Raw genomic sequence first — 20,265 nt, forward strand, 5'->3', positions numbered from 1 at the left:
GCGCGGTGAGACCAGGACCTGGTTGGTGGATCATGCCGGACCAGGCCCTAGCGGAGGCTAGCGGATCTCGACGAAACGGTCAGCCTGTCGGTCGGGCCGTGGCGTCGGCGGGACCGCGGCGTGGCCCACCGCCACCGCGCCCATGGGGTCCCAGCCCTCCGGTATGTCCAACTCGGCACGGACGACGTCGCGGCAGAACATGGTGGAGGACACCCACGCCGAGCCCAGTCCCTCGCCGGCCAGCGCGACCAGCAGGTTCTGCACGCCCGCGCCCATCGCCACCACGAACATCTCGCGCTCGGCCGCCGCCCGCCGCTCGTCGGGATACGCGTGGGCGCCGTCCGTGACCAGGCACGGCACCACGAGGTACGGCGCGCGCCGCAGCACCTCGCCCCGCCGCGTCCGTCGTTCGATGCTCTCCTCCGACTTCCCGTCCGCTCGCAGGTCGGCGATCCAGGCGTCGCGCATGGCGTCCAGCAGCCGGGTGCGCGAGGCGGCGGACTCCAGCAGCACGAAACGCCAGGGGGTCGTGTGGTGCGGCGCGGGCGCCGTGACGGCGGCGGCCACGGCGCGGCGGACCGCTGCCGGGTCGACCGGCTCGTCGGTGAACTGCCGCACGGTGCGGCGCAGCGTCACGGCCTCCCGAACGGCCTCGGAGGTGCCGCGCCGGAACATGTCCTGCGCCGGGTCACGGACCAGCTCCCGCGCGGTCGCGTCGCCGCCCAGCAGCCGGGTGGGGAGGCCGCGCACCACGGCGACCGGCAGCCCCGCGGTCTTGCCCTTCACCAGCTCGCCGGCCGCCGCCAACTCGTCCGCCACGGCGGTGACCGTCACGTTCAGAACGTTGCCGTGGGAGTCGGTGACGCCGCGGTGGTCGTCGAGGACCGTGACGCCGGCCGCGCCGATCGCCACGTCCGTCTGGCCGTTGCGCCAGGGGCGGCCGAAGGTGTCGGTGACGACCACGCCGACCTCGACCGACAGCAGCTCCCGCAGGCCGTCGCGGATGCGGGCGGCGGAGGCGTCGGGGTCCTCGGGCAGCAGCAGGACGGTGCCGCTCGCGGTGTTGGAGGCGTCGACGCCGGCCGCGGCCATGACGAAGCCGTGCCGGGTCTGAACGATGCGCGTCGCCCCGCGGCGGGCCACGACCCGCACGCTCTCGGCGTCGATCGCGGCCTCGCGGTCCTCGGCCGTCAGGGCGCGGCCCTCGGCCTTGCTGACGATCTTGGAGGTGACCAGCAGGACGTCGCCGTCGGCAAGGCCCGGCAGCCCGGGGGCCGTGGCGGCCTTGGCTATGAGCGTGGCGAGCTCGTCGCCCGGTCCGACCTCGCCGATCCCCGGCACCGCCCAGACACGGTACGCGGGCGCCCCGTGGGCCTCCCGGCCCGACCCGGCGGCGTCCTCGTGGGCGTCCTCGTGGCTGTTGCCGTGGCTGTTCTCGAGGGTGTTCACGCTCGTGTCCTCGCTGGTGGTCCCGTGGCTGTCCTCGTGGGTGTTCACGCGGGCCTGACCTCCCGGGCGAGGGCGAGGGCCTCGCCGGCCATGGCGGCCGCGGCCTCGACGTCGGTCATCATCAACGGCACGGCGCGGCAGCGGATCCCGTCGGCCTCGACGACCTCGACCGCGTCGGCGTCCACCGTGTCCACGAGCCAGCCGTCGAGCAGCCCGCTCCCGTAGTGCTGGGCGACGGCCGCGGCGGTGGCCCGCACCCCCACGGCGGCCAGCACCCTGTCGGCCATGCCGCGCACGGGGGCGTCGCCGACGATGGGGGAGAGGCCGATCACGGGCACGCCCGCGTCGGCGATGGCCTCCCTTATGCCGGGTACGGAGAGGATCGTGCCGACGCTGACGACCGGGTTGGAGGGAGGAAAGACGACGACGTCGGCCGCCTGGATCGCCTCCAGTACGCCGGGGGCGGGCGTGGCCTTGTCCGCGCCGACCGGCACCACGGCGTGGGCCTCGGGGGCCGCCCGCAGCCGGACCCAGTACTCCTGGAAGTGCACGGCCCGGCGTCCGCCGTCGCCGTCGTCGATGACGACGTGAGTCTCGACGCGGTCGTCGGTCATCGGCAGCAGCCGAACGCCGGGCTGCCAGCGCTGACAGAGGGCCTCGGTGACGGCGCTGAGGGGATATCCCGCGCCCATCATCTGGGTGCGGACGACGTGCGTCGCGAGGTCGCGGTCGCCCAGGCCGAACCACTGGGGTTCGATGCCGTACGCGGCGAGTTCCTCCTTGACGGCGAAGGTCTCGCCGGCCCGGCCCCAGCCCTGCTCCTCGTGGATGCCGCCACCGAGCGTGTACATCACGGTGTCGAGGTCGGGGCAGACCTTCAGGCCGAACAGGTGGATGTCGTCCCCGGTGTTGCCGATGACGGTGATGTCCGCCTCCGGCGCGGCCTGCCTGAGGCCACGCAGGAACCGGGCTCCGCCGATGCCGCCGGAGAGGACCACGATGCGTCGCATTGGGACAGTCTGTCAGCAGGCGAGGGCCCGTGGCGGCGAGGGGGCGGCGTGGTCCCGGCCCGCGGGCGCGGCGGCCGGCGAGGTGGGGGAGGGGATCGTGGCGGCGCGCCCCTGTCGCTGGGACGGGTGAAGGGGCATCCGGGTCAGGCCGGGGAAGTAGACGTGCAGGCTGACGGCGGGCTCCAGGGTCACGTTGACCATCTCGTGGACGTACCCGGGCGCGAAGACCCGCGTGAAGCCGGGGGTGAGCACCCGCGTGTCGCCGCCCCCGGCGCGTTCCGTCAGGGCGCCGTCCAGCACGGTGTAGACGCCGTTGGACGGGCCGTGGTCGTGCCAGCCGCTGCCCTGCCCCGGCACCCAGCTCAACAGCCACACCTCGTAGCCGGGGCCGGTGCGCAGCCGGTGGTACCACCGGCTGACCGCGTCGAAACGCACCAGTGGCGCCCACTGGCCCCGTCGGGCCGCGATCTCGTTCGCCAGCGCGGCGAACTGACCGATGGTGGTGGGATGTTCGACGGCGGGTGGGCGCAGGTGCGCGGCCGCGAGGGGATCGCCGGCGATTTCGATGTCGTTGTCCATGAAGGTCTGGTCTGCCTCGAAAGAGAGTCGGAGGGCTGACGGGACATTCTTTCACCACTTCTGGTGGGGCGGTGTGTCGAAAGGTTTATGCGTCCGAGGACCGGGACAGGCGCGAGGGCATCACACCTGAACGCCGTTGCTCATCCGTGATCGCGCTGTGATCCGGATCCCTCGGCGAAGCGGCGTGGAACGACTTCGGTGCCCCGTGCGTCCCTCCATGGCGAGGGCTGTGCTCCCGGAGATCCCGGGGCAGGAAGGGTCGGAAGGGGAGGCTTGGGGCCAGAAGGGCGAGCATACTTTGTGGCGATTTGAACACTTTCCGTACGGCTGTGGTGCCACAGGGTGAATCATCGGGTGAATGGCAGATCGTGGCTTGACTGCCGCAACGGGCCCCACCTGTAATTTCACTCGTGTCGTTCGAGGCAGATCGATAACGACAGCATCACGGGGAAGCAAGGATGACGAGGGGCGCGCATATGACCGAGCTGTTCCACCAACTGCTGGTCGCCGAGGCCGAAGAAGAACTCGGATGGCAGGAGCGCGCGCTGTGCGCCCAGACCGACCCCGAGTCCTTCTTCCCCGAGAAGGGCGGGTCCACACGCGAGGCCAAGAAGGTTTGTCTCGCGTGCGAGGTGCGTTCCGAATGCCTGGAGTACGCCCTCGCCCACGACGAACGATTCGGAATCTGGGGCGGCCTCTCCGAGCGTGAACGTCGTCGTCTGAAGAAGGCCGTCGTCTGAGCGTCGTTGATCGGTCACCGACCATCCGCTGAACGGTCACTGTTCGGCCGCGGGCCGGGCGCCGTCGCCCAACGACCGCCCGCCGTCGGCGGCGAGGGGCGTGCCACGCGGGCCGGGCTGGAGTGACACCCCAAGCCGCTAGTGTGGTGCGCTGTCGTACGTGCGCGCGCCGAGCAGGCGGGCGTCACGGCACCACCGTCCAGCCAGTGTCGAGCGAAACGCAGGTCCCGTACCTCGATGTCCGTGCACAGCCAGCCGGCGGCGGCCTCCCGTCAGCCCGCACACCCCGAGTTCCCGCGGCACGTCGTCACCGCCGTGCTCGTCTCGCACGACGGTGAACGCTGGCTGCCCGACGTCCTGACCGGACTCCTCTCCCAGGACCGGCCGGTGCAGGACGTCATAGCCGCCGACACGGGAAGCGCCGACGGCTCCGCCACCCTGGTCACCGAGGCGTTCGGCCCCGAGCGCGTCCTCCACCTCGCCCGCCGCACCAGCTTCGGCACCGCCGTGGCCGAGGCGGCCCGGACCGCGCCCGTGCTCACGCCGGACGAGCTGCCGTACCTCAAACGCCCCCCGGCCTGGGACCCGGTGACCCGGACCTGGGACAACAGCACCTACGACCTGCCCGAGCTGCCCTTCGGCGAGCCCGTCCACTGGCTGTGGCTGCTCCACGACGACTCCGCGCCCGAGCCCGACGCCCTCGCCGAGCTGCTCCGTCAGGCCGACGCCACGCCCTCCGCCGCCGTCGTCGGCGCCAAGCTGCGCGGCTGGTACGACCGCCGCCAGCTGCTGGAGGTCGGCGTCTCCATCGCCTACAGCGGCCGCCGTTGGACCGGCCTCGACCGTCGCGAGCAGGACCAGGGCCAGCACGACCAGGTGCGCCCCGTCCTCTCCGTCTCCAGCGCCGGCATGCTCATCCGCCGCGACGTCTTCGAGCAGCTCGGCGGCTTCGACCGCCGACTGCCGCTGATGCGCGACGACATCGAGCTGTGCTGGCGCGTCCAGGCCGCCGGACACCGGGTCCTCGTCGCCCCCGCCGCCGTGCTGCGGCACGCCGAGGCCGCCTCCCGCGAGCGTCGCTCCATCGACTGCGCCGGCCGCCTCGGCGCCAGCCCCCACCGCGTCGACAAGGCCGCCGCCACCTACGTCCTGCTGGCCAGCGCCCCCGCGCGCGCCCTGCCCTGGGTCCTCTTCCGGCTCGTCCTCGGCACCCTGCTGCGCGTCGTCGCGTACCTCGTCGGCAAGCTGCCCGGCAGGGCGCTCGACGAGGCCAGCGGCCTGCTCGCCGCCCTGCTGCGCCCCGGACGGATCGTCGGCGCGCGAAGACGCCGCCGCCGCGTCGCCGACCCGTCCGTCAACGCCGGCGACCTCCGACCGCTCCTGCCGCCCGCGGGCGCCACGGTCCGCGCCACCGTCGACCAGGTCCTGAGCAACGTCACAGGGCGCGCCGACGCCGCCTCGGCCTCCGCGGGCCGACACGGCGCCGTCGAGTCCGGGCCCTCCGACGACGAGGCGGACTCCCTGGAGGTGGAGCAGTTCGTCCGGCTCCGCCGCCTGGCCCGGAGGCCGGGGCCGATGCTCTTCCTCGCCCTGCTGCTCGTCTCGCTGCTCGCCTGCCGCGAACTCCTCGGCTCGGGCGCGCTGGTCGGCGGCGCCCTGCTGCCCGCGCCCGACGGCGCGGGCACGCTCTGGGACCGGTACCTGGAGACCTGGCAGCCCGTCGGCACCGGCGGTGACCAGGCCGCCCCGCCCTTCATCGGGCTGCTCGCCCTGCTGGCCACGGTCCTGGCCGGCAGCCCCGGCCTCGCCATGACGGTGCTGCTGGTCTGCTCCGTGCCGCTGGCCGGCGCGAGCGCGTACTTCACCTCCAGGCCCCTGGTCATGTCCCGGCTGCTGCGCGCCTGGGGCAGCATCGCCTACGCCCTGCTGCCCGCCGTCACCGGGGCGCTGGCCAGCGGCAGGATCGGCACGGCGGTGCTCGCCGTGCTGCTGCCGCCGATCGCCCGCACCGCGGTCTCCGCCATCGGCCACACCCGGCCCGACGGGCGCGGGCCCTGGCGCGCGGCATGGGCCTGCGCGCTGCTGCTGACGGTCGTCACCGCGTTCACCCCGGTCGTCTGGCCGCTGGCCGTGCTGCTGACGATCGTCGCCCTCGTGCTCCCGCTCCGCCCCGAGCCCGGCGTGCGACGCGCCCGGGCCCTGCGGTTGGCGGCCGTGGTGCTGACCCCGTTCGTGCTGCTCGGGCCGTGGTCGTGGTCGGTGCTGCTGAGCCCGTCCGACGTCGTGCGCGAGGTCGGGCTTCCCTTCGAGGCCACCGACTCGACGGCGTTCCAGCTGCTGAACGTCAACCCCGGTGGCCCCGGCACTCCCAGCACCTGGCTGCTGGTCGGCCTGCTGGTCGCGGCGCTCGGCGCCCTCCTGCGCAGCGAGCGGCGGCTGGCCATCGCCACCGCGTGGATCGTCGCCCTCGCCGGCCTGTCGGTCGCCGTCTGGACGCGCGCCGCCGACGGCTGGGCGGGCCCGGCCACCCTGGTCTACGGCCTCGCCCTGCTGTGCGCGGCCACGCTCGGCGCCGACGGCGCCCGGTACCGCGTCGCGGCCCAGAGCTTCGGCTGGCGCCAGCCCGTGGCGGTGGCCGTCGCGGGCGCCGCGGCGGTCGGTCCCCTGCTGGTCGCCGCCGGCTGGGTCCTCGGCGGTGCCGACGGCCCCCTGGAGCGACGGGGCACGGTGCAGGTGCCGGCGTTCGTCGCCGAGGAGAGCTCCACCCGTGACCAGGCCCGCACCCTCGTGCTCCGTGGCGAGGGCGAGGGACAGGGCACCGCGGCGCACGTCACGTACAGTCTCGTGCGCGGATCGGGCGCCCGCCTCGGCGACGCCGACCTCGCCGAGCAGCTCGGCGAGGACACCTCGCTGAGCGAGGCCGTGGGCGAGCTGGTGGCCGGCTCGGGTGCCGACCAGACGGCCGTCCTCTCCTCCTACGCCGTGGCGTACGTGCTGGTGCAGGACGGCTCGCCCCGCGAGCTGCACCAGGTGCTCGACACCACGCCCGGCCTCCAGCGCCTCAGCCAGGAGGACGGCAGCGCCCTGTGGCGGGTCGAGACCGAGGTCGCGCGCGTCATGGTCGTGCCACCGGAGGGCGGGCAGGGCGACCCGGTGCCGGTCGACTCCGGTCCCGTGGAGGTCGCCACCGAGGTGGAGGCGGGGCCCGCCGGCCGCGTTCTGCGCCTGGCCGAGACCGCCTCCGAGGGCTGGCACGCCACGCTCGACGGACAGCCGCTCACACCCGTCACCGTCGGAGGCTGGGCCCAGGGCTTCGAGCTCCCCGAGTCCGGCGGCCAGCTGCGGGTCACGTACGAGACGCCGGGCAGCCACACCCTGTGGGTGTGGGGGCAGGGCTTCGCGCTGCTGGTCCTCACCGTGCTGGCGCTGCCCGGACGCCGCCGGGAGCTTGACGACGACATGCCCGACCCCGAGCCCGTGGTCGCCGTCGGGGCGCCGGGGGGCCGCCGGGCGCGCCGGCTGGCAGCGGCGGAGGCGGCGGCGGCGGGCGCGGGCGCCGCCGGGGGAGCCGGCTCCGGTGCCGCCGACCTCGGCACGGACCTCGGCACCGATGCCGGCGTCGACGTCGGCGCCGGGGCGGACGGGATGCCGCCCGAGACTCCCTACGGCGTGCCGCGGGACGGCATGACGGACCCCGCGGCCGGCCCCATGGTCGACGTCGCGGCCCCTGCCGTGCCCCCGCAGGCGCCGCCCCCGCCGACCGCGCCGCCGCCGGCGGGTCCGTACGCGGGCGAGCAGCCGGCGCAGCCCTACGAGGAGCAGCCCTACCAGGACCCGCAGTACCAGGACCCGCAGTACACCGAGCCGTACCCGTACCAGGACACCCAGACGTACTACCCGGGCGGCCAGGCCATCCCCGGCCAGGCGCAGCCCTACGAGGACGGCTGGGACGACGGCCAGCAGCAGTACGCGACGCCGACCTACGACAGCTACGAGCAGTACGACTATCCGGCCGACTACGGTGACGGGAGCAGCCAGCGGTGAACCGCCCGACCATCTCCGCGCTCGCCGCCGTCGCGTCGCTGTTGGCGCTGACGGGACTGGCCACCGTCACCTCGGGCGACGAGGCCCAGGAGACCACCAGCACGCAACAGCCCGAGCCCAGGCCGGTGGAGCGCACGACCCTCGCCTGTCCCCGCGCCACCCACGCGCCGCTCGCCACCACCTGGTACACGGCGTACACGCCCGTCGGGGACGCGGCCTCCGAGCAGGGAGCCGGCAGCGCCGCGCTGCTGCCCGCGCCCGAGTACTCCCCCGGTGCGATCGACGACGGCGACGACGGCCAGGGCGACGGTGACGGTCAGGGCGACGGTGACGGCGACTCCGGTAACGGTGACGGCGGCGGCGACGGAGAAGGGCGTCAGGAGCAGCAGGACCCCGTGGTCTCCCTGACCGAGCCCGGTCTCCCCGTCACCACCAGCACCGAGGAAGCCACCGCGCCCGCCCTCGTCGGCATGGCCGACGAGCGCCTTGCCCCCGGTTGGACGGTCCAGCAGACCACCCGCCTGTCCGCCGGCGGACACGGCCTGCTCGGCACCGCCTGCCAGTCCCCCGACACCACCTTCTGGTTCGCCGGCGCCAGCACCGCCGCGTCGCGCAGCGACTACGTCCACCTCACCAACCCCGACGAGGCGGCCACCGTCGTCGACATCGAGCTCCACGGCCCCGACGGCCGCCTGGAGACCGACATCGGCGAGGGCGTCACGGTGCCGGGCCGCTCCTCTGTCCCCGTGCTGCTGACCACGCTCACCACGGAGGAGGTGGACGATCTCGCCGTCGAGGTCACCGCCCGCACCGGACGCATCGGCGCCCAGATCGAGGCCGTCGACGAGCAGCGCGGCGCCGACTGGCTGCCCCCCTCCCCCCGGGCGAGCGGCAGGCTCGTGCTGCCCGGCATCCCGGCCGACGTCCGGTCCGTCCAGCTGATGGCCTACGCGGCCGGTGACGAGGACATCACCTTCGACGTGGGGCTCGCCGGCCCGGCCGGCGTCATCACCCCGGCCGGCCACGAGACCGTCTCCGTCCGCTCCGGCTCCCTCACCTCGGTGGACCTCGGTCCCCTCACCCAGGGCGAGGCCGGCTCCCTGATCCTCACCCCCGCCGAGGGCTCGGGGAGCGGCCCCGTCGTCGCCGCCCTGCGCGTCACCGTCGGCGAGGACCAGCGGGAGATGGCGTTCATCCCCGCCACCGGCCCCCTGGAGCCACGCGCCACCACCTCGGGCAACACCGTGGAGGGCACGGAGCTGACGCTCACCGCGCCGGCCGAGGCGGCCGAGGTGCGGATCACCGTCTCGGCCACGAGCGAGGCCGAGGAGGGGAGCGAGCCCACCGGCCAGAGCGTCACCGTGCGGGCCAGGACCACCCTCGTCTTCGTTCCCGAGCTGCCCGAGGACAGCGAGGGCCGGTACGCGATCACCGTCGAGCACACCGGAGGTGGGCCGCTCCACGCCTCCCGCACCCTCACGCAGGACAGCGACTCCGGGCCCCTGCTGTCGATCCAGACCCTCCCCGACGACCGGTCCGCCGTCACGGTCCCGGACACGGGCCAGGACCTGTCCGTCCTGATCGACTGACGACACCGGCGGCGCCCGGGGCGCGGGAGCCGGCCCGGGAGCGGGACCGACCGGCACGGAAGCAGCCCTGACACGGCGGTCGGCGGGCCGGCGCCTGCCGTCCGCCGACCGCCGCCGTCACGTCTCGCCGAAGTCCTCGCCGTACTTCGGATCCACCGACTCCGGCGCCAGACCGAGCAGCTCGGCCGCCTGCTCCACGACCACCTCGTGCACCAGCCGGGCGCACTCGTCCCGGTCGCGGCTGCGGAGCTCGACCGGGCGGCGGTACACCACGATCCGGTCGGGCCGGCCCTCCCGGCCCGGCACCAGCCCGCCCAGCGGCACCTCGTCCGCCGTCTCCGGGGCCGTGACCTCCCCGCGGGCCAGCCACGGCACCTCCTGCACGGCGAAGACCACGCCGCCCAGCTGGGGCAGCCGCCGGCGTAGCCGCTCGGCCGAGTCGTGCACCAGCGCGTCGAAGGTGTCGGCACGCGTCACCGCCAGCGGCACCTGCGGGGGTGCCACGGGCCCGCGCATGCCGCGGCCGTGCCGGTCCCGGTGGCGGGACCGACGGTCCGGGCCGGACGGCGCTGAGGGGGCGCTGCTGACGTTGTCCATCGCCTTTGACCATAGAGGACGGGGCGCCCGTGGGTGAGTCCGCGATCCTCCCAGTCCGCCCGGCCGGCCCGCTCCGCCACCCGTCCCGGGCCAGGTCACGGCCACGTCACCCCCACGGACCGACCGGCCACCCACCGTGTTCGAACACCACGCGGACCGCGTGCGAACCGCCTCGGACCGCCCCCGGGCCGTCCCCGGTCCGCCCTCTGACCGGAGCCCGACCCCGTGCCGGCCGCCTCCCCACCTCCTCCCGGCGGGTCCCATGGCCGGCGACGCGGCCCGTCCCCCCACCGCGGGTCCAGCGCGTCTCAGGCGTTTCCCCGGCGAATCCCAGGCGAATACGGACAGCCCGGACCGTTCGTGGCGACACGGCGCGGAGACCCGGGGGAACGTCGTCGCGGCCCGCTCAGGAGTGCGGTACGGTCCAACATCGTGAGCCCCGTACGTCGCTGTTCGCGCACCGCGTGCGGCCGCCCCGCCGTGGCGACACTGACGTACGTCTACGCGGACTCCACGGCCGTCCTCGGACCGCTCGCCACCTACGCCGAGCCGCACTGCTACGACCTGTGCGCCGAGCACTCCGAGCGGCTGACCGCCCCGCGCGGCTGGGAGGTCGTCAGGCTCGCCGTCGAGGGCCACGCCACCACGGGACCCACCAGCGGCGACGACCTCGAAGCCCTCGCCGACGCCGTCCGCGAGGCCGCCCGCCCGCCGGCGCCCGGCTCCCACCGCGCCAGGGACCCCCGCCGCGGCGTCCCCGGCCAGCCGCCCCCACACGGCGGCGGGGCCGACCCCATCGACGTCGCCCGCCGCGCGCACCTGCGCATCCTCCGCTCACCCGAGCCGTAGCCACCCGAGCCGTAACCACCCGTGCCGTAACCCCCGGTCAACCGCAGCCGGGTACAGTGTGGCCGCGCGTGACTCCGCTGAGCCAACGAGACACGAAAAGAGGTGGGTCGTGCCCGACCTGTCGCAGATCGTGAAGGCATACGACGTACGCGGCGTCGTCCCCGACGAGTGGGACGAGCACCTGGCGGAGCTGTTCGGCGCCGCCTTCGCCGAGACCACGGGCGCCAAGGCCGTGGTGACCGGCCACGACATGCGCCCCTCCTCCCCCGGCCTGTCACGGGCCTTCGCCCGGGGAGCCGCCTCACGGGGAGCAGACGTCACCGAGATCGGACTGTGCTCCACCGACCAGCTCTACTACGCGAGCGGCGCGCTGAACCTGCCGGGCGCGATGTTCACCGCCAGCCACAACCCCGCCCAGTACAACGGCATCAAGATGTGCCAGGCCGGCGCCGCCCCCATCGGGCAGGACAGCGGACTGGCGGACATCCGGGCGCTCGTCGAGGAGTGGTCGCGGAACGGAGCACCCGAGCCCGTGTCCGTCCCCGGCGGCATCGGCCAACGGGACCTGCTGGAGGACTACGCCGCCCACCTGCGGTCCCTGGTGGACCTTCGCGACATCCGCCCCCTGAAGGTCGTCGTCGACGCGGGCAACGGCATGGGCGGACACACCGTGCCGACCGTCCTCGCGGGCCTGCCGGTCGACCTCGACCCCCTGTACTTCGAGCTGGACGGCACCTTCCCGAACCACGAGGCCAACCCCCTGGACCCCGCCAACATCGTCGACCTCCAGGCCCGCGTGCGCGCCACGGGCGCGGACATCGGGCTGGCCTTCGACGGCGACGCCGACCGCTGTTTCGTCGTCGACGAACGCGGCGAGCCCGTGCCGCCGTCGGCGATCACCGCGCTGGTCGCCGCCCGGGAGCTGGCCAAGGCCCCCGGCTCGGTCGTGATCCACAACCTCATCACCTCCTGGTCGGTGCCCGAGGTCGTGCGCGAGAACGGCGGCACACCGGTGCGGACCCGGGTGGGGCACTCGTTCATCAAGGAGGAGATGGCCCGTTCCGGCGCCATCTTCGGCGGCGAGCACTCGGCCCACTACTACTTCCGCGACTTCTGGAACGCCGACACCGGGATGCTCGCGGCCCTCCACGTGCTGGCCGCCCTCGGCGGACAGGACGGGCCGCTGTCCGCCCTGGTCTCCGCCTACGACCGGTACGCCTCCTCGGGGGAGATCAACAGCCGCGTCGCCGACCAGGCCGACAGGACGGCGGCGGTCCGCTCGGCCTTCGCCGACCGTCCCGGCGTCACCCTCGACGAGCTCGACGGCCTGACCGTGACCGCCGCCGACTGGTGGTTCAACCTCCGCCCCTCCAACACCGAGCCGCTGCTGCGCCTCAACGTCGAGGCTCGCGACACCGCCACCGTCGAGGCCGTCCGCGACGAGGTCCTGGCCCTGATCCGGGCCTGACCCCCTCGCCTCGCCTCGCCCTGCCTCGCCCGACAACGCCAGACCCCGTCCGGACTCCCCCGACCTCGCGCCACCGCCCTCCGCCCCGCCCGCCCCTGACACGCTGACACGGTGCCGGCCGGTGCGCCCACCGTCGTGCGCACCGCGACACACCCGCCGCGCCCGTCCGCCGCTGGACGGGTAGGGTGATCGGCGACAAAGCCACCCGCGCCGGAGGTCCGGAGGACACCATGCCGCTCGTCGAAGCCGCACTGCTGGAGATCCTGGCCTGCCCCGCCTGCCACGCTCCGCTCCGTGAGGAGCAGCGCGAGGGCGAGGACGGAGCGGAGCTGCTCTGCACGAGCGACTCCTGCGGCCTGGCCTACCCGGTGCGGGACGGCATCCCCGTTCTCCTGGTGGACGAGGCGCGCCCGACCCGCGCCGGCTGAGCGCGCCGCCGCCCGCGTACCTCGCGCCCCTGCTCCCCGTCGGGCGATCGGAGCCCTCATGATCGACGAAACCCTGCTCGACGCCCCGGACCGGCTCACCCGCGCCGATCCGCGCGGGTTGCTGCGCGCCGTGGCCGCGGCCGGTGCCCAGGTCCGCACCGCGACGCGCGCCGCCCAGGAGTCCGACCTGGCCCGCATCAACCCCGACGGCCGGCCGGGCACCGTGCTCCTCGCGGGCCCGAGCCCCGCCACCCCCCTCCTCGCCGACCTCCTCTGCGCGCTGACCGGCGACGGCGTCCCCGTGCGTGAACTGCGCCCCACCGGGGCGCTCGCCGCACCCGGCGCCCTGACCTGGCCGTTGCCCCGCTGGGTCGGCCCGCTCGACCTGCTGTTGGTCCTCTCCGCCGACGGCACGGAGCCGGGCCTGGCCCTGCTGGTGGAGGCCGCCTACCGCCGTGGCGCCACCGTGGCCACCGTGACGCCGCCGGGCTCGCCGCTCGCGGAGGCCAGCGCGCACCGCAGGTACCTCACCCTCCCCCTCGCCACCGCCCCCCACGCCGACCTGGCCGACCACCCCGCGGCGCCGGGACCGGCGTGGGCGCTCGTCACGCCGCTGCTGATGCTCGCCGACCGCCTCGGCCTCATCCCGCCCGACACCGCGGACGCCGACGCCCTGCTGGCCATGGCCGACCGGCTCGACGCGGTGGCCGAGCGCTGCGGGCCCGCCGCGAACACCCACGGCAACCCGGCGAAGACCCTGGCGGCCGAGTTCGGCGCCGCGCTGCCGCTGCTGTGGAGCGAGGGGCCCCTCGCCCGGGCCGCGGCCCGTCACGGCGCCGCGACGCTCACCGGCCTGCCGGGCGTGCCCGCCTTCGCCGCCGAGCTGCCCGAGGCGCTCACGGCGCACGGCGCCCTGCTCAACGGCGGTCTCGCGCTGGGCGGCACCGACGAGGACTTCTTCCGCGACCGCGTCGAGGAGCCGCCCGTGACGCGGCCCCGGGTGGTCCTGCTCCGCAGCCCCCTGCCTCCGGGCGTCGACGGCCCCGCGGCCACGGCGGCGCAGGCCGCGCGCGAGCTGGTCTTCGAACAGGGCGTCACCCTCAGCGAGCTGGAGCCGGTCGTGGATCGGGAGTCGGTGGGGCCGCCCGCCCCTCTGCTCCTGGCCGCCGAGTACCTCACCCAGCTCGACTTCGCCGCCGTCTACGTGACGGTCGCGGCGGCCGCCCGCTCCTAGGCCGGCCGAACGACACGGCCGGGCGCCGCCCGCCCTCACCCCTCGCGACCCGACTTTCTCGCGACCCCTGACCAGCCTGCCTGACCACCCAGCCCGACCACCCGAACCCGATCCTGCCGATCGCACCGATCCACCCGTCGGTCCGATCGACCGAGCCCCGGGAGTGCCGCATGGACCGCCTGGAGAACACCATCCGCCCCTACGCCTGGGGCTCGACCACCGCCATCCCCGAGCTCCTGGGCACCGAGCCCACCGGCCAGCCCCAGGCCGAGCTCTGGCTCGGGGCCCACCCGGGCGCCCCCTCCCACGTCGACCGCGGCGCGGGACCGCTCTCCCTCGCGGACGCCATCGCCGCCGACCCCACGGGCGAGCTCGGCGCACCCGTCGTGCGCGCCTTCGGAGCCCGCCTCCCCTTCCTCCTGAAGGTGCTCGCCGCCGACGTGCCCCTCTCCCTCCAGGTGCATCCGGACCTGCGACAGGCCCAGGCCGGCTTCGCCGACGAGGAGGCCCGCGGCGTGCCGGTCGACGCCCCCCACCGCACGTACCGGGACGCCAACCACAAGCCCGAGCTGATCTGCGCGCTCACCCCCTTCGACGGCCTCTGCGGCTTCCGCTCCCCGACGGAGACGGCCGCGCTGCTGGAGGAGCTGGGCGTCGACGAGCTCAAGCCCCACGCCGACCTGCTGCGCACGCACCCCGAGGCGGACGCCCTGCGGGAGGTCCTCACCGCCGTCCTCACCGCCGACCCCACGGCCATGGCCGAGACCGTCAGCCGCGTGGCCCGCGCCGCCCGGGACCTCGCCGCCCGGGAGTCGGGCCGCTTCCGCGACACCCACGCCGCCACCGTCGAGACCGAACGCCACTTCCCTGGCGACCCCGGCGTCATCGCCGCCCTCATGCTGAACCACGTCCGCCTCCAGCCCGGCCAGGCCCTCTACCTCGGCGCCGGCGTCCCCCACGCCTACCTCAGCGGCCTCGGCGTGGAGATCATGGCCAACTCCGACAACGTCCTGCGCTGCGGCCTCACCCCCAAGCACATCGACGTGCCCGAGCTGCTGCGCGTCGTCCGCTTCGAGCACACCGAGCCGGCCGTCCTGCACCCCACGACGGTGACGGCGAGGGAGGGCGAGGAGCTGTACGCCGCTCCCACCGCCGACTTCCGGCTCTCCCGCTACGTGCTCGCCGCCGACGACCGGCCTCGCGCCCTCGACGACCGCGCGGCACAGATCCTGCTCTGCACCGAGGGGAGCGCCCGGGTCCGTTCCGTCGCGGGGCCGGGCGGCGAGGAGGCCGAACTCACGCTGCGCCGCGGCGAGTCGGCGTACGTCCGCGCGGGGGAGCCGACGACGCTCTCCGGCTCCGGCACCGTCTTCCGGGCGACCGTGACCGTCTGAAGGCGGCGTGGTTCACCCGGAGCGTTCGGTGTAGATTCGATCCGGAGTCAGACGTCGATGCTGATGGCAGTCGGGCGGCACACCACGCCGACACCGGCCGAGGGGTAAGAAGGCCCTCCGACGGACTGCGACGCTCCGGGCACGCACCACCGCCACACGCGGTGGCGGGCCCGCAGCCGACCCTGTCCGTGTTCGCTCATCCGCACATCGGGAGCAGCCGTCATGACCGACTTCAGCGACTTCAAGGTCGCCGACCTCTCCCTGGCCGAGTTCGGCCGCAAGGAGATCACCCTCGCCGAGCACGAGATGCCCGGCCTCATGGCGATCCGCGAGGAGTACGCCGCGTCCCAGCCGCTGGCCGGCGCGCGCGTCACCGGCTCGCTGCACATGACCGTCCAGACCGCCGTCCTCATCGAGACCCTCGTCGCCCTCGGCGCCCGGGTCCGCTGGGCCTCGTGCAACATCTTCTCCACGCAGGACCACGCCGCGGCGGCGATCGCCGCCGCCGGTATCCCCGTCTTCGCCTGGAAGGGCGAGACGCTGGAGGAGTACTGGTGGTGCACCGAGCAGGCGCTGACCTGGCCTGACAGCCCCACCGGCGGCCCGAACATGATCCTCGACGACGGCGGCGACGCCACGCTGCTGGTCCACAAGGGCGTCGAGTACGAGAAGGCGGGGAAGGTCCCCGACCCCGCCACGGCCGCCGAGAGCGAGGAGCACCGCGTCATCCTCGAACTCCTCACGCGCACCCTCGCCGAGAACCCCAGCAAGTGGACGCAGGCCGCCTCGGAGATCCGCGGGGTGACGGAGGAGACCACCACCGGCGTCCACCGGCTCTACGAGATGGCCCGCGAGGGCACCCTGCTCTTCCCGGCCATCAACGTGAACGACTCCGTCACCAAGTCGAAGTTCGACAACAAGTACGGCTGCCGGCACTCGTTGATCGACGGCATCAACCGCGCCACCGACGTGCTGATCGGCGGCAAGGTGGCCGTGGTCTGCGGGTACGGCGACGTCGGCAAGGGCTGCGCCGAGTCGCTGCGTGGCCAGGGCGCCCGCGTGATCATCACCGAGATCGACCCCATCTGCGCCCTCCAGGCGGCGATGGACGGGTACCAGGTGGCGCGCCTGGAGGACGTCGTGGAGACGGCCGACGTCTTCGTCACCTCCACGGGCAACCGCGACGTGATCATGGCCGACGACATGGCCCGCATGAAGCACCAGGCGATCGTCGGCAACATCGGCCACTTCGACAACGAGATCGACATGGCCGGCCTGGCCAAGCTGCCCGGCGTCGTGAAGGACGAGGTCAAGCCGCAGGTCCACACGTGGACCTTCCCGGACGGCCACAGCATCATCGTCCTCTCCGAGGGCCGCCTGTTGAACCTCGGCAACGCCACCGGTCACCCCTCGTTCGTGATGTCCAACAGCTTCGCGAACCAGACGATCGCCCAGATCGAGCTCTTCGCGAAGACCTCCTCCTACCCGACCGGCGTGTACACGCTGCCCAAGCACCTGGACGAGAAGGTCGCCCGCCTCCACCTCGACGCGCTGGGCGCCCGCCTCACCACGCTCCGACCCGAGCAGGCCGCCTACATCGGCGTCCCCGTCGAGGGCCCGTACAAGTCGGACCACTACCGGTACTGACCGCCCGTGCCCCGTGGCCGCTACCTGACGCCCCTGGGCGAGGAGCAGTTCGACTGCGCCCCCGGCCCCGCCGGCTGGCGCTACGTCTCCCGCCTCCTCGCCCCGGGCGGCGGCCACGGGGTCGACACGGACGCCGCCCAGCGCGTCACCGGCTCCGTGGACCTCACCCTCGACGCCCGGGGCCGCACCCTGCGGCTGGAGCTCGTCGCCGGTGACTGGCGGGTGCGTGGCGCCGCCCTCGACGGCCTCACCTGGGTACGGATGGCCGCCGCGTCCGGCGAGGACGCACGGGAGGGCAACGCTCCCGCCCACGCCTTCACCGGCGCATCCCCCGCCTTCCTCGTCGCCACGGCCCGGCTGCTGCGCCTGAGCACGGCCACCCCGTCCGGCCTGGTCCGACTGGTGGACCTGGCCGCGCCCGCCCTCTCTCCCCGCACCCGCGAGGAGCGGTGGACCCTCCTCGGCAGCGTCGTCCATCCGACCGACACCGGACCGCTGACCGTGGACACCTACGGTGTGGACGACCTGGAGACGGCGGAGCGCCACACGGTGCACCTCGCGGGCGACGTGGTCCTCGCCGCACCCGACGTGGAGCTGGCCGCGCTCGACTCCCCGCCCTCGGACTTCAGGACGGCGGAGTGAAGCCCCGTCGCGGAGGCGACACCTCCGCGCCCTGCCGCTCGGGCGGATCCGCCGGGGATATCTGCTGGTCCGCCACGGGTCGAGCCGGCGACGTCACGGCAGGAGCCGCCTCCACCGGCGGCTGAACCACCGGTGTGAACCCCGGCCATGGCCCCTCCGCATGCCGCGGCCCCTCCGCCACGGCACCCGCGGGAGGCGCGGCGGCCTGCTGCCCGAAGGCCCGCGCCGCGTCCCGCCGCTGCCGCTCGGCCACCACCGCCGCCAGATAGGCGGCCGGGTGAACGTCGGAAGCCGCAGTCGACCCGGTGCGCTCCATCAGGTCCCCGCAGAGCGTGACCGCCATCGACCAGGCCACCTGAGGATCGAGCTGCCGCGCCCTGGTCAGGTACTGCCGTATCGCCAGCCACAGCCCCTCCGGCACACGGGACAGGTCCAGTTCCGCGAACTGTCCCGCCAGCCAGGGCGGAGGCGGCGGCAGCGCCGCCTCATGCCGCCCGCCCGGTATCCGTTCGCGCACCACCAGAGTCCCGGCGAACACGTCCCCCAGCCGTCGCCCCTCCGCCGACACCAGCGAGGCGATCAGCGCGACCGAGCCACCCGTCGCCACGATCTCGACGAACCCCACGACACCGCGGACCAGCGCGTGCCGGAAGCGAACCGGGCCGCCGTCGTCCCGTACCACCCGCAGCCCGCAGACGAGCTTGCCCAGCGACCGGCCGTGGCTGAGCGTCTCGACCGCCACCGGAATCCCCACCAGCATCCCGACCAGGAGCACCACGTACACCGCGGAAGCCGCCGCCGACCCGAGGGGCATCACCGCGCTCAGCAGCACGACGGTGGCCAGGAGATACCCCCCGAGAACCACGGTCAGGTCGAGCGCCACCGCCAGCGCCCGGCTCGGAACCCGTGCGGGCTGCAGCCCGAGCACCACGGCGTCGCCCGTGACCAGCTGACTCATCCGCGCACCCCTCTCCACTCCCGCTCCACGACGTCCGTCGCGTCCGTTACCCAGCGTCGCACCAACCGCGCGCCATCGCTGCACAGTCTGTCACCATGCTCTGACAACACCATCGGACCGGGAGCACCCGTCGCCGTCCCGGCGCCCCGTCTGACAAGCTCGGACCATGGATCTGGACGTCTTCGTCGCCGCGCACCGAGCCGAGTGGGACCGGCTGACCGCCCTGCTGCGCCGTCGCCGGCGCACCCTCACAGGAGCGGAAGCGGACGAGCTCGTCAGCCTCTACCAGCGCACCGCCACCCACCTCTCCCAGATCCAGTCCTCATCACCCGACCCCGCGCTCGTCAGCCGGCTCACCTCGCTCGTGGCACGGGCACGCAGCGCGGTCGTCGGCACCCGACGAGCGACCTGGCGCGACGCCGCCCGCTTCTTCACCGTGGCCTTTCCCGCAGCCTGTTACCGCTCGCGGCACTGGTGGGTGACGACCGGAGTGCTGTTCGTCCTCGTGGTGGCGGCCCTCGGCTGGTGGATCGCCGCCACTCCGGACGTGCGCGGCACGGTCGCCGCGCCCGAGGAACTACGCGAGATGACCCGCCCCGGTGGTGCGTACGAGTCCTACTACTCCAGCAGTCCCGCCGCCGCGTTCTCCGCCCAGGTGTGGACGAACAACGCCCAGGTCGCCGGCATGTCCCTCGCCTTCGGAGCGCTGCTCGGCCTGCCGGTGCTGTGGGTGCTCCTCCAGAACGCCGTCAACGTGGCGGCCGGTGTGGGACTCATGGCCTCCGCGGACCGTCTCGACGTCTTCCTCGGGCTGATCCTGCCGCACGGCCTGCTCGAACTGACCGCTGTGTTCGTGGCAGCGGGCACGGGCCTGCGGCTGGGGTGGACCGTGATCGACCCCGGCAGACGCACACGCCGCACCGCTCTGGCGGAGGAGGGACGGGTGGCGATCGGCATGGCGATCGGCCTCGCGGTGGTCCTCCTGCTCTCGGGCGCGATCGAGGGCTTCGTCACCCCCTCCGGACTACCCACCTGGGCTCGCATCGCCATCGGAGTCGTCGCAGAAGTCGCGTTCCTCGCCTATGTCTTCGTGCTCGGCCGTCGCGCCGTCCAGGCCGGTGAGACCGGCGACACGGTCGCGGCGGACCGCCAGACGGACGCCCCCATCGCCCCCTGAGACGGCGCTCACGTGAACCCAACTTGACGTCCATGAAGCACAGGCGTAACGTATTACGAGCGCTCTCAAAGAGCAGCGCGTCCGCCACGCCTAGTGGCACCCACTTCCCATGAGTGACCGACCCGCAAGGGTCTCTTTCGTTGTGCCTTATGCAGAACGAAAGCCCCGATTTTGAAATCGGCGGGGGGACGCTCTAAGGTAGTGGACACCGAGAGGGAAACGCCCGGAGCGGCCTGAGAGGGTCGTGAAGGAAGTGTCCGTTTCTTGAGAACTCAACAGCGTGCTTGATAGTTGTCAATGCCAGTTTTTTTTGTGATTCATTCTGCGAGGATGCTCGCGTGAGTGGTCGCGTTTTGTGATGCATTCACGGAGAGTTTGATCCTGGCTCAGGACGAACGCTGGCGGCGTGCTTAACACATGCAAGTCGAACGATGAAGCCGCTTCGGTGGTGGATTAGTGG

The 20,265-nt window shown here is 73.8% G+C and carries 16 protein-coding genes and 1 rRNA gene; 12 read left to right on the forward strand and 5 right to left on the reverse strand.

All coding sequences use genetic code 11. The features are described from left to right. Nucleotides 1–57 precede the first annotated feature (57 nt). Genes ACTWP5_RS16955 through ACTWP5_RS16965 form a run of 3 tightly spaced genes read right to left on the reverse strand, consistent with a single transcriptional unit; the run spans nt 58 to nt 3,038 of the window. Nucleotides 58–1,497: a coenzyme F420-0:L-glutamate ligase gene (locus ACTWP5_RS16955; protein ID WP_443221801.1), complete on the reverse strand. Its 1,440-nt coding sequence runs from the start codon at nt 1,495–1,497 to the stop codon at nt 58–60. Then, a complete protein-coding gene (cofD, locus tag ACTWP5_RS16960) occupies nt 1,494–2,459 on the reverse strand; it encodes a 2-phospho-L-lactate transferase (RefSeq protein WP_443221802.1) in 966 nt (321 codons plus the stop codon). Before cofD ends, ACTWP5_RS16955 begins: the two co-directional genes overlap by 4 nt. A gap of 12 nt (nt 2,460–2,471) precedes the next feature. Continuing rightward, nucleotides 2,472–3,038, reverse strand: coding sequence for a cysteine dioxygenase (locus ACTWP5_RS16965; RefSeq protein ID WP_443221803.1), 567 nt, complete (start codon nt 3,036–3,038; stop codon nt 2,472–2,474). Nucleotides 3,039–3,514: 476 nt separating this feature from the next. On the opposite strand from ACTWP5_RS16965, the gene ACTWP5_RS16970 reads away from it, so the two are divergent. From ACTWP5_RS16970 to ACTWP5_RS16980, 3 genes are all read left to right on the forward strand, one after another. Continuing rightward, nucleotides 3,515–3,778: a WhiB family transcriptional regulator gene (locus ACTWP5_RS16970; protein ID WP_443221804.1), complete on the forward strand. Its 264-nt coding sequence runs from the start codon at nt 3,515–3,517 to the stop codon at nt 3,776–3,778. Between the two features lie 237 nt (nt 3,779–4,015). After that, nucleotides 4,016–7,822 (forward strand): glycosyltransferase, encoded by a 3,807-nt coding sequence (locus tag ACTWP5_RS16975; RefSeq protein ID WP_443221805.1) that lies wholly within the window; start codon nt 4,016–4,018, stop codon nt 7,820–7,822. Continuing rightward, nucleotides 7,819–9,411 carry a DUF5719 family protein gene (locus ACTWP5_RS16980; RefSeq protein ID WP_443221806.1) on the forward strand — a complete coding sequence of 531 codons (1,593 nt, stop codon included), beginning with the start codon at nt 7,819–7,821 and terminating at the stop codon, nt 9,409–9,411. The genes ACTWP5_RS16975 and ACTWP5_RS16980 overlap by 4 nt, the downstream gene beginning before the upstream one ends. 117 nt (nt 9,412–9,528) lie before the next feature. On the opposite strand, the gene ACTWP5_RS16985 is transcribed toward ACTWP5_RS16980, so the two are convergent. Continuing rightward, the gene (locus tag ACTWP5_RS16985) at nt 9,529–10,008 is read right to left on the reverse strand and encodes a metallopeptidase family protein (protein WP_443221807.1); all 480 of its coding nucleotides are present in this window, start codon (nt 10,006–10,008) and stop codon (nt 9,529–9,531) included. Nucleotides 10,009–10,368: 360 nt separating this feature from the next. Here ACTWP5_RS16985 and ACTWP5_RS16990 point away from each other — a divergent pair, with 360 nt between their 5' ends. From ACTWP5_RS16990 to ACTWP5_RS17020, 7 genes are all read left to right on the forward strand, one after another. Then, entirely contained in the window at nt 10,369–10,857 is a 489-nt protein-coding gene (locus ACTWP5_RS16990) for a DUF3499 domain-containing protein (protein WP_443221808.1), read from the forward strand. Between the two features lie 109 nt (nt 10,858–10,966). Continuing rightward, nucleotides 10,967–12,325 carry a phosphomannomutase/phosphoglucomutase gene (locus ACTWP5_RS16995; protein ID WP_443221809.1) on the forward strand — a complete coding sequence of 453 codons (1,359 nt, stop codon included), beginning with the start codon at nt 10,967–10,969 and terminating at the stop codon, nt 12,323–12,325. Nucleotides 12,326–12,555: 230 nt separating this feature from the next. Further along, complete coding sequence (locus tag ACTWP5_RS17000; RefSeq protein WP_443221810.1) at nt 12,556–12,753, forward strand: Trm112 family protein; 198 nt, start codon at nt 12,556–12,558, stop codon at nt 12,751–12,753. A 58-nt stretch (nt 12,754–12,811) separates the two neighbouring features. Next, nucleotides 12,812–13,987 (forward strand): SIS domain-containing protein, encoded by a 1,176-nt coding sequence (locus ACTWP5_RS17005; protein WP_443221811.1) that lies wholly within the window; start codon nt 12,812–12,814, stop codon nt 13,985–13,987. A gap of 170 nt (nt 13,988–14,157) precedes the next feature. Further along, a complete protein-coding gene (manA, locus tag ACTWP5_RS17010; protein WP_443221812.1) occupies nt 14,158–15,381 on the forward strand; it encodes a mannose-6-phosphate isomerase, class I in 1,224 nt (407 codons plus the stop codon). A gap of 222 nt (nt 15,382–15,603) precedes the next feature. Continuing rightward, the gene (gene ahcY / locus ACTWP5_RS17015) at nt 15,604–17,028 is read left to right on the forward strand and encodes an adenosylhomocysteinase (RefSeq protein ID WP_443221813.1); all 1,425 of its coding nucleotides are present in this window, start codon (nt 15,604–15,606) and stop codon (nt 17,026–17,028) included. 6 nt (nt 17,029–17,034) lie between these two features. After that, the gene (locus tag ACTWP5_RS17020; protein WP_443221814.1) at nt 17,035–17,670 is read left to right on the forward strand and encodes a hypothetical protein; all 636 of its coding nucleotides are present in this window, start codon (nt 17,035–17,037) and stop codon (nt 17,668–17,670) included. On the opposite strand, the gene ACTWP5_RS17025 is transcribed toward ACTWP5_RS17020, so the two are convergent. Further along, nucleotides 17,654–18,628: an RDD family protein gene (locus ACTWP5_RS17025; RefSeq protein WP_443221815.1), complete on the reverse strand. Its 975-nt coding sequence runs from the start codon at nt 18,626–18,628 to the stop codon at nt 17,654–17,656. The genes ACTWP5_RS17020 and ACTWP5_RS17025 overlap by 17 nt on opposite strands. A gap of 166 nt (nt 18,629–18,794) precedes the next feature. Between ACTWP5_RS17025 and ACTWP5_RS17030 the strand changes: the two genes are divergently transcribed. Together ACTWP5_RS17030 and ACTWP5_RS17035 are read left to right on the forward strand one after the other, a co-directional pair. Beyond that, entirely contained in the window at nt 18,795–19,805 is a 1,011-nt protein-coding gene (locus ACTWP5_RS17030) for a stage II sporulation protein M (RefSeq protein WP_443221816.1), read from the forward strand. 363 nt (nt 19,806–20,168) lie between these two features. After that, a 16S ribosomal RNA gene (locus ACTWP5_RS17035) occupies nt 20,169–20,265 on the forward strand; the annotation flags it as partial.

Source organism: Streptomyces sp. 4N509B (assembly GCF_052245655.1).
Lineage (GTDB): Bacteria > Actinomycetota > Actinomycetes > Streptomycetales > Streptomycetaceae > Streptomyces.